This is a genomic window from Cupriavidus campinensis (assembly GCF_905397395.1).
Lineage (GTDB): Bacteria > Pseudomonadota > Gammaproteobacteria > Burkholderiales > Burkholderiaceae > Cupriavidus > Cupriavidus campinensis.
In genome coordinates, this window is record NZ_CAJPVH010000019.1 from 38766 (window position 1) to 53201 (window position 14436).

Consider the following 14436-nt stretch of genomic DNA (forward strand, 5'->3'; position numbering starts at 1 on the left):
GGGGCGGCCGGCCCGGTGTGCCGGGTGGCCGCCCGAGGGCGAGGGGTGGGGATCAGCGCTTGAGCTTGGCGAACGCGGCGGCCATGGCGCCGGCCACCTCGGGTTCGCGCTTGCCGCCGCCGAATCCCTTGCCGCCACCACCGCCACCGCCATGGCCACCGTGGCGCTGGCCGCCCCGGTGCTCGCCGCTCCGGTCGCCACCGGCGCGTGGCGCAGCCTGGCCCGGCTCGTCGTCCAGACGCATGGTCAGGCCGATGCGGTTGCGCTTGACGTCCACCTCCATCACCTTGACCTTGACGATCTGGCCAGCCTTGACCACCTCGTGCGCGTCCTTCACGAACTTGGTGGAAAGCGCCGAGATGTGGACCAGACCGTCCTGGTGCACGCCGATGTCCACGAAGGCGCCGAAGGCGGCCACGTTGGTCACCACGCCTTCGAGCACCATGCCCGGCTGGAGATGCTTGATGTCCTCCACGCCGTCCTGGAACGTCGCGGTCTTGAACTCAGGGCGCGGGTCGCGGCCCGGCTTCTCGAGTTCGGTCAGGATGTCACGCACGGTCGGCAGGCCGAACGTCTCGTCGGTGAACTGCTGGGCGGTCACGCCGCGCAGGGCGTCGCGGTTGCCCATCACGTCGGACAGGCCCTTCTTGATGTGATCGAGAATGCGCTGCACCACCGGATACGCTTCCGGGTGGACCGACGAGCGATCCAGCGGGTTGTCGCCCGTGTTGATGCGCAGGAAGCCGGCGGCCTGCTCGAAGGTCTTGTCGCCCAGGCGCGGCACCTTCTTGAGCGCATCGCGGTTCGGGAACGCGCCGTTGGCATCGCGGAATTCGACGATATTGCGCGCCAGCACCGTGTTCAGGCCCGATACGCGGGCCAGCAGCGGGGCGGAGGCGGTGTTCACGTCCACGCCCACGGCGTTCACGCAGTCTTCCACCACGGCGTCCAGCGCACGTGCCAGCTCGCGCTGGTTCACGTCGTGCTGGTACTGGCCCACGCCGATCGACTTCGGATCGATCTTCACGAGTTCAGCCAGCGGGTCCTGCAGGCGGCGGGCGATCGACACCGCGCCGCGCAGCGACACGTCAAGCTCCGGGAACTCCTTGGCGGCCAGCTCGGAAGCCGAGTAGACCGAGGCGCCGGCCTCGCTGACCACGATCTTGGTCAGCTTCAGTTCCGGGGCGCGCTTCATCAGGTCCTGCACCAGCTTGTCGGTCTCGCGGCTGGCCGTGCCGTTGCCGATGGAGGCCAGCGCCACGTTGTGCTGTTTCGCCAGGCGGGCCAGTGTGGCCAGCGAGCCTTCCCAGTCGCGGCGCGGCTCGTGCGGGTAGATCGTGGCGGTGTCCAGCAGCTTGCCGGTATGGTCGACCACGGCGATCTTGCAGCCGGTGCGGATGCCCGGGTCGATGCCCATCACTGACTTCGGGCCGGCCGGCGCCGCCAGCAGCAGCTCATGGAGGTTGCGGCCGAAGATCTTGATGGCCTCGTTTTCGGCGGTTTCGCGCAGCTGCGTCAGCAGTTCGGTCTCGATATGCGGCTGCACCTTCACGCGCCAGCACCAGCGGCACACATCGCCCAGCCACTTGTCAGCCGGGCGGTTCCGGTTCTCGATGCCCACATGGCGCGCGATCATGCCTTCGCACGGGTGCGGCACCATCGCGTCCTGTTCCTCGCCCAGGCCCAGCTTCACCATCAGCACGCCCGCGTTGCGGCCGCGGAACAGCGCCAGCGCCCGGTGCGACGGCACGGTGCGGATGGTCTCGCTATAAGCGTAGTAATCGCGGAATTTCTCTTCCTCGGCGCCTTCCTTGCCTTCCATCACCGTGGAGGCGACCACACCGTGGTTCCACAGGTGCTCGCGCAGCTTGCCTAGCAATTCAGCGGTTTCGCCAAACTGTTCGGAGAGGATGTCGCGCGCGCCGTCCAGCGCGGCCTTGACGTCGGGCACGCCGCCGTCGGCGGTGGGGTTGCCGTTGACGAACTTGGCGGCCTCGGCCTGCGGGTCCAGCGTAGGATCGGCCAGCAGCGCCTGGGCCAGCGGCTCCAGGCCGCATTCGCGGGCGATCTGGGCGCGCGTGCGGCGCTTGGGCTTGTACGGCAGGTACAGGTCTTCCAGCGTCTGCTTGGTGTCGGCGGCCTCGATGGCGGCGCGCAGCGCGTCGGTCATCTTGCCTTGTTCCTCGATCGACGCCAGGATCGTCGCGCGGCGGTCTTCCATGTCGCGCAGGTACAGCAGGCGCTCCTCGAGGTTACGCAGTTGCGTATCGTCCAGGTTGTCCGTCACTTCCTTGCGGTAGCGGGCGATGAACGGCACGGTGGCGCCTTCGTCCAGCAGCGCGACGGCCGCCGCCACCTGGCGCGGTTGCACGGACAGTTCTGCCGCGATGAGCGACACAATCTTTTGCGAGACGGAAGCAGGCAAGTTGGACATCGGGAAACTAGTCGGTCGAAAGCGGGGCATTTTGCCACAAGCGCAGGGCACTGCCGGTGACGGGAAGACGGCTTTTCACGTGCCTGTTCCGCGACACCGCCCCCGCGCACCCCGCCAGCCCCGTGCCAGCCTGGCTTCGGCCCCACCCCAGCCCCACCCCAGCCCCGGATCGGACACATGTTGCAACGTTTGCCGGTGGGGCTGACAAGCCCCCCGGATGCTAGAATTCGGCCATGATCGTCAAGCCCCGTTCGGCCGCCGTGGCCCATCTCGTCTCCACCCCCGTCCTTGCCGCAATGTGCGCCGCCTGCTTGCTGGCCGCGCCGGCCCTTGCGCAGACCAGGAACCCGCCCCCGCGCGACTTCGAGGCCGAGCGCAAGGCGATTGGCGACTCCCGCGCGTGGACCAATTACCGCTTCGCCGAGGCCGAACGTGCCTGCTACAGCAAGTTCCTCGTGAACCGCTGCATCGACCAGGCCAAGGACGTGCAGCGCGATGAACTCCACGTGCTGCGCGCCAAGGAACTGGAAGTGGGCGATGCCGAACGTGCCTGGAAGGCCGCCGAGCGCGACCGCGAGCAGGCGCTGCGCCAGGCCGAGTACGAGGCCGGCCAGCCGGGCCGCGCCGCCAACGAGGCCGCCAGCCGTGCCTCCTACGACCGCAAGCAGCAGGAACAGGCGCTGCGCGACGCCCAGCAGGGCGCCGACGCGCCCCAGCGCGCCGCCAACGCCGAGAAGTACAACCAGAAGCAGTCCGACTTCGACGCCAAGATGAACGAGGCGCGCCAGAAGGGCGCCGACCAGGCCCGCCAGCGACAGGAAAACACGCGGGCCTACCAGCAGAAGCAGGCGGACGCCGCCCAGCGCCAGAAGGACCTCGACGAGCGCCGCGCCAATGCCGAGGAAAAGAAAAAGCAGGGCCAGGGTTCCACCCCGAGCCCGTTCGGGTTCTGACCGGCGTGACAGCGCAGGCTGTCGGCGCCGGCCGGACGATCCACGGGGAGCCGCTACATGGATGAGAATCTCAACACACTGGCGCGGCAGATCATCGAACTGCAAATCGAGCATCGCGATCTCGATTTCCTGATCGATCACCTGTCCGAGGACGCCGCCCACGACGAACTTCAGCTGCGCCGACTCAAGAAGCGCCGGCTCAAGCTCAAGGACGCCATCACGCTGTTGCAGCTTCAGCTCGAGCCGGACGTACCGGCCTGATTTCCCGCAGGCGCGCCCCACGCGCCACGCCTTTGCAGAAAGCCCATTTTGTCTGAACCGACCGACGACGCGCTTCCCGAATCCGCCGAAACGCCATCCCCTGAAGCGCTGCCGCAGGACGACCACACCTCGCTGAACGAGGCGGTGGCGGCGGCATCGGCCAACCAGGCGGCCACGCAGGCGGCGCAGCTGGCGACGATCTTCGCCGATACCGGCACGCTGGCCACCGGCATCCCCGGCTACCGGCCGCGCGCGTCCCAGCAGAAGATGGCCGAGGCCGTGGCGGGCGCTATCGCCCAGAACGACTCGGTGATCGTCGAGGCGGGCACGGGTACGGGCAAGACCTTTGCCTACCTCGTCCCGGCGATGCTGTGGGGTGGCAAGGTGATCCTGTCCACGGGCACCAAGAACCTCCAGGACCAGCTGTTCCTGCGCGACATTCCCACGGTGCGCAAGGCGCTGAACGTGCCGATTTCGGTCTCGCTGCTCAAGGGGCGTTCCAACTACCTGTGCCACTACCACCTCGAGCGCGCGCAGGCCAATGGCCGGCTGGCGTCGAAACAGGACGCGGCGTGGCTGCGTGACATCGGCCGCTTCGCCAAGACCACCACCTCGGGCGACAAGGCCGAACTGGCCGCCGTGCCCGAGAACGCGCCGGTCTGGCAGCTCGTGACGTCCACGCGCGACAACTGCCTCGGCAGCGAGTGCCCGCAGTACAAGGAGTGCTTTGTGATGCGCGCCCGCAAGGAGGCGCAGCAGGCCGACGTGGTGGTGGTGAACCATCACCTGTTTTTTGCCGATGTGGTGCTGCGCGACACCGGCATGGCCGAATTGCTACCCGCCGCCAACACGGTGATCTTCGACGAAGCCCACCAGTTGCCGGAAACCGCGACGCTGTTCTTCGGCGAAACGCTTTCCACCAGCCAGCTGCTGGAACTGGCGCGCGACACCGTGGCGGAAGGGCTCTCCCATGCGCGCGATGCCGTGGACTGGGTGGCGCTCGGTGGTCCGCTGGAACGCGCCGCGCGCGACCTGCGGCTGGCCTTCGGCAAGGACAACCTGCGGCTGGCGCTGGGCCAGATCGAATCCGACCCGCGCACGCGCGAGCCGTTCTTCGAGACGCTCGACGCGCTGGACAGCGCGCTGTCGGATTTTGTCGAGGCGCTGGAAAGCCAGGCCGAACGCGCGGAGTCGCTCGAACAGTGCCACCGCCGGGCGGTGGAACTGGCCCAGCGGCTGGCGGCCTGGCGCGACGACCGCGTGGCGCCGGCGCCCGCCCCGGCCGCGCCGGCAGACGCCAGTGGGGAAGGTGAGGGCGATGGCGGGGACGATGGAAAGCTGCCGCCGGTACCCGTGTCACTGGGCCCGGAGACTGTGCGCTGGGTCGAGGTGTTCTCGCACACCGTGCAACTGCATCGCACGCCGCTGTCCATCGCACCGATCTTCACGCGCCAGCGCGAGGGCCAGCCGCGCGCCTGGGTTTTCACCTCGGCCACGCTGTCCGTGAAGGGCAACTTCACCCACTACGCGGCCCAGCTCGGTCTGGACAAGGACCGCTCGCTGACGCTGCCAAGCCCGTTCGATTACGCGAAGCAGGGCCTGCTCTACGTGCCGCGCAACATGCCGGCGCCGCAGTCGCCCCAGTTCACCGAGGCGGTGGTCCATGAGGCGATGCCACTGATCGAGGCCGCCGGCGGACGCACCTTCCTGCTCTGCACCACGCTGCGCGCGGTGCAGAAGGCATCGGACATGCTGTACGACCTGTTTGCCGAGCGCGGGCTGAACCTGCCGCTGCTGGTGCAGGGCCAGGCGAGCCGGACCGAGTTGCTGGATCGCTTCCGGCAACTCGGCAACGCGGTGCTGGTCGGCAGCCAGAGCTTCTGGGAAGGGGTGGATGTGCGCGGCGAAGCGCTGTCGCTGGTCATCATCGACAAGCTGCCCTTCGCCCCGCCCGACGACCCGGTGCTGGCCGCCCGGATGGAGGTGCTGCAGAAGAAGGGCCTCAGTCCATTCGCGGTGCACCAGTTGCCGCACGCGGTCATCACGCTGAAGCAGGGCGCGGGGCGACTGATCCGCTCCGAGTCCGACCGGGGCGTGCTGGCGATCTGCGACACCCGGCTCGTGGAAAAGCCCTATGGCCGCCAGATCTGGCAGAGCCTGCCGCCGTTCACGCGCACCCGGGAGGCAGACACCGTGATCCGCTTCCTGGAGGGATTGCGGAAGGCGGGGCCAGAGTCAGAGCCGGAGCCAGAGCAGGCGCCGGCGGACGAATAAGGGCAATAAAAAACCCGACGGGATCGTCGGGTTTTTTATTGGCTGCGGGCGCGTCTCAGAACACTTCCCACCAGGACTTGTCTTTCCGGCGCGCGCCGTACTTCACGAAGTCGCTGTCCGGATAGTTGCGCTCCATCACGCGGGCCGCGTCATCGCGCAGATCCTTCATGCCCAGCGAATCGTACGAGCGCACCATGATGTACAGCGCTTCCTCGTTGGCCGGCGCGCCGTCGTAGTCCTTCAGCGCCTGCTGGGCCCGGTTCACGGCCGCCAGGTAGGCGCCGCGGCGATAGTAATAGCGGGCGGCATGCACTTCATGCTGGGCCAGCGCATTGACGATGTACTGCATCCGCAGCGTCGCGTCCGGCGCGTACTTGCTGTCCGGGTAGCGCGTGATCAGGATCTGGAAAGCGTCGTAGGCGGCACGCGCGGCTTTCGGGTCGCGTTCGCTCAGGTCCTGGCCCGAGAAGCGGCCCAGCCAGCCCAGGTTGTCGTTGAAGTTGATCAGGCCCTTGAGGTAGTAGGCGTAATCAATGTTGGGATGGCTCGGGTGCAGCTGGATGAAGCGGTCGACGGCGGCCAGCGCGGCGGCAGTCTCGCCATCCTTGTAGTTGGCGAACGCGGTGTCGATCTGCGCCTGCTGGGCGTAGCGGCCGAACGGGTAGCGGCCTTCCAGCTTTTCATAGAGCTTGACGGCGCGTGTATAGTCGCCGCCATCCAGCGCATCCTTGGCTTCCGAATATAATTTGTTCGCCGACCAGCCGGCCGTTTCGTCGGGCTGGTCGCCAAGCAGGCCGCATGCAGACAGCATGACGCAGCCGCCTGCGAGCAAAATCGCTCCAAATCTCGCGCGCCAGTTCGCGCGTTTCATGCTCTGCAATTGCATTGGGCAACCTGTTCCGGATGAAAAATAGCGTCAAGCATTATAGCCCAAGCCCTAAGGCCGAAAACGGTCCGGCGAACGATTCCCCGGCGGATCTCGATTCCCCGCTGGATGCCGACGATTTCAATGACGATCTCGGCGATGTCAGCGATCTCGGCGAAACCGGTGGCGCGGTGATGGCCACGCCCGCCACCGCCGTGGATCAGCCGCCTTTAACTCTAGAAGTGGATAGTGCATCACATGGCGAGCGGCTCGACAAACTGCTCGCGCGGCATTTCAGTGAATTCTCGCGCAGCCGCATCCAGCAATGGATCGAGGAAGGCGCCGTGCGGGTGGATGGCGAGCCGAGCCGCGCCAAGGCTTCGGTCCAGATGGGCCAGCAGATCGAGATCCAGCCGCAGGTTGCGCCGGAGTCCCTCGCCTTCACGGCGGAGGACGTGCCGCTGGACGTGGTGTTCGAGGACGCCACGCTGCTCGTCATCAACAAGTCGGCCGGGCTGGTCGTGCATCCGGCCGCCGGTAACTGGAGCGGTACGGTGCTCAACGGCCTGCTGCACCGCGACCCGGCCGCGCGCCAACTGCCGCGCGCCGGTATCGTGCATCGGCTGGACAAGGAAACCTCGGGCCTGATGGTCGTCGCCCGTACGCTTACCGCGCAGACCGACCTCGTGCGCCAGCTGGCCGCCCGGACCGTCAAGCGCACCTACCTCGCGCTGGTCTGGGGCGAGACGCCGGACGAGGGCACCATCGACGCGCCGATCGGCCGCGACCCGCGCGAGCGTACCCGCATGGCCATCGTCCATACCAATAGCGGCAAGCCGTCGCGCACGCACTTCAAGACGCTGGGCACGGTGCCGCTGGGCCGCGGCAAGGTGTCGATGGTGATGTGCCAGCTCGAAACCGGCCGCACGCACCAGATCCGCGTGCATTTCGAGTCGATCGGCCATCCGCTGGTGGGCGACCCGGTCTACCACAAGGCCACCAAGCGCGGCCAGCGCCCGGCCATCCGCGTGACGCTGCCGGTGCCGTTCGAGCGCCAGGCACTGCATGCGTACAAGCTGGGACTGGTGCATCCGGAGACCGGGCGCAAGGTGTCCTGGGAGGCCGAGCCGCCCGAGGACATGCAGGACCTGATCGAGGCGCTCGACTTCGAAGGCTACGCGGCGCGGCAGCTCGAGGACGACGATGACGACTTCGATGACGATGACGACCACGACGTCGAGATCATCTACGTGAAGGATGACGATGACGATTGAGCGGCAATCCGGCTGGATCGTGCCGGACTGGCCGGCGCCGGCCCGCGTGCGGGCGCTGTCCACGACCCGCCAGGGCGGCGTGAGCGTCGGCCCCTACGGGCTGGCCGATGGCAGCCCGGGCGGGCTCAATCTCGGTACGCATGTGGGGGACGACCCGTCCGCCGTGGCGGAGAACCGTCGTCGGCTGGCAGCGCATTTGCCTGCCATGCCGCGCTGGCTGGAGCAGGTTCACGGCTGTGCCGTGGCGACCGCCGATGGGATGGAAGGCGGGGAGGGCGGCGTGCCGCGTGCCGACGCCAGCATCGCCACCACCCCCGGCCATGTCTGCGCGATCATGACGGCGGACTGCCTGCCGGTGTTGCTGTGCGATGCGGCGGGCACGGTGGTCGGCGCCGCCCATGCCGGCTGGCGCGGGCTCTGCGACGGCGTGATCGAGGCCACCCTGGCACGCATGGCCGCGCAGGCAGGCCCTGGTTCGGAGTGGCTGGCTTGGCTGGGCCCGGCTATCGGCCCATCGGCGTTCGAAGTGGGCGTCGAGGTCCGGGAAGCATTCCTGGCCCAGGCCCGCGAGGCGGAGCGGCCGGCTGTCGAGGCGGCATTCCGCCCTGGCGCGCCGGGCAAGTATTGGGCCGACCTGTACGCGCTGGCCCGTACCCGGCTGGCGCGCGCCGGCTGCACGCGCGTCTACGGCGGCGATGCCTGCACCGTGGCCGACGCGGCGCGTTTCTATTCCTATCGCCGCGACCGTATCACGGGCCGCATGGCCACGCTGGTCTGGCTAGCGGCCTGACGCGTCAGCTTCCTCCACGGGCTTCGGCCCGGCCTGCCCGGCGGGTCGTTTGGCTGCCCGTTCTGCTGCACGTTCGGCGGCCTCGCGCGCCTGGCGCCTGCGCCGCCGGCCGGGCGTTCCCATGATGTAGACGACGATCGATACCGGCGCCACGCCGTAGCACAGGAACGTGGCCACCCCGGCCACGAGGTTCGTCTCGGTAATCGACATCATCAGGGCTACGTAGATCCAGCCGATTGCGACGATATACATCAGGCGTTCATCTCTTTCTGTTAAAAGTACGGTGCCGTCACGTGGCGGCCGGAAACGGCCCCCGGACTGCCCGCGAACCCGCCTCAGGCTTACCGTCCGGTAGGTCGGGGATGCGTTTCCCGCACGCGCGTTCGCAATGCGGAATTCCGCATTGACAGCGTCTACATTGCAAGGCAACAATGCCTTCAAATGTATCGGAACCGAGGAAGTTCTCCAGGGTTTCGCCGGCAAGCATAGCGTATGACCTGGCGCCGCCGATGCGGCGTCCCGGTCTGGGTGACCAGATTACCCAGAGGCGCAACCCGGATTCGGGGCGGGTCGGGAGACAGTTACCCCGAGCCCGTCTTCACATCACGACGGCAGAGAGACGAATACATCATGGCGACCGGCAAAGGTGCGGCAGCTTCCAGCGCGGAAGACAAGTCCCAACCGTTTCAGTTTGCGCCGGGGCCATTCGATCCAGCTGCATGGCTGGAGTGGTCCCGTCAGTGGGCTCCCGAAATCAACGGCAAGCTGCCGCCCGGTTTTCCGTCAGGCATGCCGAACGGCGTGCCGGGCGCGTTTCCGGGCTTTCCCGGCGGCGATGCGTTTGCCAGGGCGTTCCAGGGCGCATTCCAGGGCCCGGCCGGCGCCGGTCTGAAGATCCCGCCCACGTTGCTGGCCCAGATCCAGGAACGTTACCTGAAGGATTTCTCCGAACTCTGGCGTGAAATGGGCGCGGCTGCCGTGCCGAACGGCGCTGCCGGCAATGGCAACGGCGATGCCGAGGCCGCCAGCCAGCGCCTGTCCGATCGCCGCTTCGCCAGCGCGGCCTGGCGCAACAACGCGCCGTACCGCTACGCCGCCGCGTTCTACCTGCTGACCGCCCGCACGATGACCGAGCTGGCCGACGCCGTGGAGGCCGACGCCAAGACCCGCCAGCGCATCCGCTTCGCGGTGTCGCAGTGGGTGGACGCGATGTCGCCCGCCAACTTCCTCGCCACCAATCCCGACGCCCAGCAGCGCCTGATCGAATCGGGCGGCGAATCGCTGCGCACCGGCATGCGCAACATGCTCGGGGACCTGACCCGGGGCAAGATCTCCCAGACCGACGAAACCGCCTTCGAGGTGGGCCGCAACGTGGCCGTGACCGAAGGCGCGGTGGTCTATGAGAACGAATACTTCCAGCTGCTCCAGTACAAGCCGCTGACCGACAAGGTCCACGCCCGGCCGCTGCTGCTGGTGCCGCCGTGCATCAACAAGTTCTACATCCTTGACCTGCAGCCCGAAAGCTCGCTGGTCCGCTACGTGGTGGAGCAGGGCCACACGGTCTTCCTGGTGTCGTGGCGCAACCCCGATGCGTCGATGGCCGAGCGCACCTGGGACGACTACATCGAGCACGCGGCCATCCGCGCGATCGAGGTGGCACGGGACATCAGCGGGCAGGACAAGATCAACGTGCTCGGCTTCTGCGTGGGCGGCACCATCGTCGCCACGGCGCTGGCCGTGCTGGCCGCGCGCGGCGAGCGCCCGGTGGCCAGCCTGACGCTGCTGACCGCGCTGCTCGATTTCACCGACACCGGCATCCTGGATGTATTCGTCGACGAACCGCATGTGCAACTGCGCGAGGCCACCATCGGCGGCGCCGCCGGGGCCCCATGCGCGCTGCTGCGCGGCGTGGAGCTGGCCAACACGTTCTCGTTCCTGCGGCCGAACGACCTGGTCTGGAACTACGTGGTCGACAACTACCTCAAGGGCAACACGCCGGTACCGTTCGACCTGCTGTTCTGGAACGGCGACGCCACCAACCTGCCGGGGCCGTGGTACTGCTGGTACCTGCGCCATATGTATCTGCAGGACGAACTGAAGGTGCCCGGCAAGCTGAGCGTCTGCAACGCGCCGCTGGACCTGGGTGACATCGACGTGCCTACCTATATCTATGGCTCGCGCGAGGACCACATCGTGCCGTGGACGTCCGCGTACGCTTCCACCGGCCTGCTGAACAACAAGCTGCGCTTCGTGCTCGGCGCGTCCGGCCATATCGCCGGCGTGATCAACCCGCCGGCCAAGAAGAAGCGCAGCCACTGGATCAACGAGGCGCTGCCCGGTTCGGCCCAGGAATGGCTGGCCGGTGCCGAGGAGAAGCCCGGCAGCTGGTGGCCGGACTGGATGGCCTGGCTAGGCAAGCAGGCCGGCGCCAAGCGCGCTGCGCCGGCCGACTACGGCAACGCCCGCTACCGGGCCATCGAACCCGCACCGGGCCGCTACGTCAAGCAGCGCGCCTGAACGTTTTCCGCCGGGGCCGGTTCCGTGGGACTGGCCCGGGGTTTCGTACCGATTGGCTTCATGCTTTCTCGAAAGGACTTCAAATGACCGACATCGTCATCGTTTCCGCAGCCCGCACCGCAGTTGGCAAGTTTGGCGGCTCGCTGGCCAAGATTCCGGCGCCGGAGCTGGGCGCCCTCGTCATCAAGGCCGCGCTCGAGCGCGCCGGCGTGAAGCCGGACCAGGTGAGCGAGGTCATCATGGGCCAGGTGCTCACGGCTGCCGCCGGCCAGAACCCGGCGCGCCAGGCCTCGCGCAAGGCCGGCCTGCCGGACATGGTGCCGGCCATGACCATCAACAAGGTATGCGGCTCGGGCCTGAAGGCCGTGATGCTGGCCGCCAATGCGATCATCGCCGGCGAGGCGGAGATCGTCGTGGCCGGCGGCATGGAGAACATGAGCGCCGCGCCGCACGTGCTGCCGGGCTCGCGCGACGGCTTCCGCATGGGCGACACCAAGCTGGTCGACTCGATGATCGTCGATGGCCTGTGGGACGTGTACAACCAGTACCACATGGGCATCACGGCGGAGAACGTCGCCAAGGAGTACGGCATCACGCGCGAGGCGCAGGACGAGTTCGCCGTGGGCTCCCAGAACAAGGCCGAGGCGGCCCAGAAGGCTGGCCGCTTCGACGAGGAAATCGTGCCGGTGCTGATTCCGCAGCGCAAGGGCGACCCGGTGGCGTTCAAGACCGACGAATTCGTGCGCCAGGGCGCCACGCTGGACAGCCTGTCCGGCCTGAAGCCAGCCTTCGACAAGGCCGGCACGGTGACGGCCGCCAACGCCTCGGGCCTCAATGACGGCGCCGCCGCCGTGGTGGTGATGTCGGCCGCCAAGGCCAAGGAATTGGGCCTGACCCCGCTGGCCACCATCAAGGCTTACGCCAACGCCGGCGTGGACCCGGCCGTGATGGGCATGGGCCCGGTGCCGGCCAGCAAGCGCTGCCTGTCGCGCGCGGGCTGGGGCGTGCAGGACCTGGACCTGATGGAAATCAACGAAGCCTTCGCCGCGCAGGCGCTGGCCGTGCACCAGCAGATGGGCTGGGACCAGTCGAAGATCAACGTCAACGGCGGGGCCATCGCCATTGGTCATCCGATTGGCGCGTCCGGCTGCCGCATCCTGGTGACGCTGCTGCACGAAATGAAGCGCCGCGACGCCAAGAAGGGCCTGGCCTCGCTGTGCATCGGCGGCGGCATGGGCGTGGCGCTGGCCGTGGAACGGAACTAAGCGAGACTGATCCGGCCGAAAACGAGTATTTGAGTTGCACTGAGGGGTAGCCGGCGGCAGGAGACATGGATTTGTCCGCCGGCGTCTATAACAGAGATCGGTGCCATTGCATCGATCAGCGAGCCAACAGGAGTGAATATGACTCAGCGCATTGCATATGTGACCGGCGGCATGGGCGGCATCGGAACCGCCATTTGCCAGCGCCTGGCCCGTGACGGCTACAAGGTGGTGGCGGGCTGCGGCCCGAATTCGCCGCGCCGCGAGAAGTGGCTCGAACAGCAGCGCGCGCTCGGCTTCGAGTTCGTGGCGTCCGAGGGCAACGTGGCCGACTGGGATTCGACCAAATCCGCCTTCGACAAGGTCAAGGCCGATGTCGGCGAGGTGGACGTGCTGATCAACAACGCCGGTATCACCCGCGACGTGGTGTTCCGCAAGATGACGCGGGCCGACTGGGACGCGGTGATCGACACCAACCTGACGTCGCTGTTCAACGTGACCAAGCAGGTCATCGACGGCATGGCGGACCGCGGCTGGGGCCGCATCGTCAATATCTCGTCGGTGAACGGGCAGAAGGGCCAGTTCGGCCAGACCAACTACTCGACGGCCAAGGCCGGCCTGCACGGCTTCACCATGGCGCTGGCGCAGGAAGTAGCCACCAAGGGCGTGACGGTCAACACGGTGTCGCCGGGCTATATCGCCACGGACATGGTCAAGTCCATCCGCCAGGATGTGCTGGACAAGATCGTGGCGACGATTCCGGTCAAGCGCCTGGGCCTGCCGGAGGAAATCGCGTCGATCTGCGCATGGCTGGCTTCGGACGAATCGGGCTTCTCCACGGGCGCCGACTTCTCGCTCAACGGCGGCCTGCACATGGGCTGACCGGCCGCTGGCTGCGCGACGCGCGGCCGGCCTGCTGCGGCGCACCGAGCGCGCTGCAGCAGGCCGGAAGCGTGCCGCGGCGCACCTCGCAAAACGGGCCGCCTGGCTGCCAGGACGGCCCGTTTTGCATACGATGCTGCGGGTTTTCCTTAATCGGGGTGGCTTTTCTTAGTGCTTTCTTGAGCATAGAATCAGGTCAGCGGCGCCCCCGGCACCAAACTAGAGCGCGGCGCGGGCGCCCCCGATTGCGCAGTGCATCGCATGCGGTGCAGCAGCGCGCAGCAGCAGATGCGCACCCCATGCATCAGCGACGACAAAGGATAGAGCACCGATGGCCACGACCAAAAAAGGCGCAGAGCGACTGATCAAGAAATACCCGAATCGCCGGCTCTACGACACGCAGACCAGCACCTACATTACGCTCGCGGACGTCAAGCAGCTGGTCATGGATTCCGAGGAATTCAAGGTCGTGGACGCCAAGTCCGGCGACGAACTGACGCGCAGCATCCTGCTGCAGATCATCCTGGAAGAGGAAACCGGCGGCGTGCCGATGTTCTCGAGCGCCATGCTGTCGCAGATCATCCGCTTCTACGGACATGCCATGCAGGGCATGATGGGCACCTACCTGGAAAAGAACATCCAGGCGTTCATCGACATCCAGAACAAGCTGGCCGAGAACTCGAAGGGCCTCTACTCGGGCGAGGCCTTCAGCCCGGACATGTGGTCGCAGTTCATGAACATGCAGGGCCCGATGATGCAGGGCATGATGAGCAACTACATCGAGCAGAGCAAGAACCTGTTCGTGCAGATGCAGGAACAGATGCAGAACCAGGCCAAGAACATGTTCGGCACGTTCCCGTTCAACCAGCAGGAAAAGAAGTAAGCCACCGAGGCACACCCAGGCCGGCCCGCCGGTCGTCCGGA

The 14436-nt window shown here is 67.1% G+C and carries 12 protein-coding genes; 9 read left to right on the forward strand and 3 right to left on the reverse strand.

The window, feature by feature from the left end; all coding sequences use genetic code 11:
• Positions 1-52 precede the first annotated feature (52 nt).
• Entirely contained in the window at positions 53-2434 is a 2382-nt protein-coding gene (locus KHO18_RS13250; protein WP_144195760.1) for a Tex family protein, read from the reverse strand.
• 233 nt (positions 2435-2667) lie between these two features.
• On the opposite strand from KHO18_RS13250, the gene KHO18_RS13255 reads away from it, so the two are divergent.
• From KHO18_RS13255 to KHO18_RS13265, 3 genes are read left to right on the forward strand one after another with little or no spacing between them, the layout of a single operon-like run.
• Positions 2668-3387: a hypothetical protein gene (locus tag KHO18_RS13255; RefSeq protein WP_144195758.1), complete on the forward strand. Its 720-nt coding sequence runs from the start codon at positions 2668-2670 to the stop codon at positions 3385-3387.
• A 57-nt stretch (positions 3388-3444) separates the two neighbouring features.
• The gene (locus tag KHO18_RS13260) at positions 3445-3648 is read left to right on the forward strand and encodes a DUF465 domain-containing protein (protein ID WP_092292923.1); all 204 of its coding nucleotides are present in this window, start codon (positions 3445-3447) and stop codon (positions 3646-3648) included.
• A gap of 48 nt (positions 3649-3696) precedes the next feature.
• Positions 3697-5922, forward strand: a complete 2226-nt coding sequence (locus KHO18_RS13265; RefSeq protein ID WP_211943345.1) for an ATP-dependent DNA helicase — start codon at positions 3697-3699, stop codon at positions 5920-5922.
• A 55-nt stretch (positions 5923-5977) separates the two neighbouring features.
• Here KHO18_RS13265 and KHO18_RS13270 read toward each other — a convergent pair whose 3' ends face one another.
• Complete coding sequence (locus KHO18_RS13270; protein WP_144195754.1) at positions 5978-6808, reverse strand: outer membrane protein assembly factor BamD; 831 nt, start codon at positions 6806-6808, stop codon at positions 5978-5980.
• A gap of 17 nt (positions 6809-6825) precedes the next feature.
• Here KHO18_RS13270 and KHO18_RS13275 point away from each other — a divergent pair, with 17 nt between their 5' ends.
• Together KHO18_RS13275 and pgeF are read left to right on the forward strand one after the other, a co-directional pair.
• The gene (locus tag KHO18_RS13275) at positions 6826-8061 is read left to right on the forward strand and encodes an RluA family pseudouridine synthase (protein WP_144195752.1); all 1236 of its coding nucleotides are present in this window, start codon (positions 6826-6828) and stop codon (positions 8059-8061) included.
• The gene (gene pgeF, locus KHO18_RS13280; protein WP_144196273.1) at positions 8051-8851 is read left to right on the forward strand and encodes a peptidoglycan editing factor PgeF; all 801 of its coding nucleotides are present in this window, start codon (positions 8051-8053) and stop codon (positions 8849-8851) included. Before KHO18_RS13275 ends, pgeF begins: the two co-directional genes overlap by 11 nt.
• Here the strand turns inward: pgeF and KHO18_RS13285 are convergent.
• The gene (locus KHO18_RS13285) at positions 8840-9103 is read right to left on the reverse strand and encodes a hypothetical protein (RefSeq protein WP_211943346.1); all 264 of its coding nucleotides are present in this window, start codon (positions 9101-9103) and stop codon (positions 8840-8842) included. The two genes, pgeF and KHO18_RS13285, sit on opposite strands and share 12 nt — an antisense overlap.
• Before the next feature lie 378 nt (positions 9104-9481).
• Here KHO18_RS13285 and phaC point away from each other — a divergent pair, with 378 nt between their 5' ends.
• The 4 genes from phaC to phaR all read left to right on the forward strand — a co-directional run bounded on the left by phaC (position 9482) and on the right by phaR (position 14395).
• Positions 9482-11368: a class I poly(R)-hydroxyalkanoic acid synthase gene (phaC, locus tag KHO18_RS13290; protein ID WP_144195748.1), complete on the forward strand. Its 1887-nt coding sequence runs from the start codon at positions 9482-9484 to the stop codon at positions 11366-11368.
• Positions 11369-11451: 83 nt separating this feature from the next.
• Positions 11452-12633, forward strand: coding sequence for an acetyl-CoA C-acetyltransferase (locus KHO18_RS13295; protein ID WP_149136172.1), 1182 nt, complete (start codon positions 11452-11454; stop codon positions 12631-12633).
• A gap of 138 nt (positions 12634-12771) precedes the next feature.
• Complete coding sequence (locus KHO18_RS13300) at positions 12772-13512, forward strand: 3-ketoacyl-ACP reductase (protein WP_144195744.1); 741 nt, start codon at positions 12772-12774, stop codon at positions 13510-13512.
• 331 nt (positions 13513-13843) lie between these two features.
• On the forward strand, positions 13844-14395 hold the full coding sequence (phaR, locus tag KHO18_RS13305) for a polyhydroxyalkanoate synthesis repressor PhaR (RefSeq protein ID WP_144195742.1): 552 nt from the start codon (positions 13844-13846) through the stop codon (positions 14393-14395).
• The last annotated feature ends 41 nt before the right edge of the window (positions 14396-14436 follow it).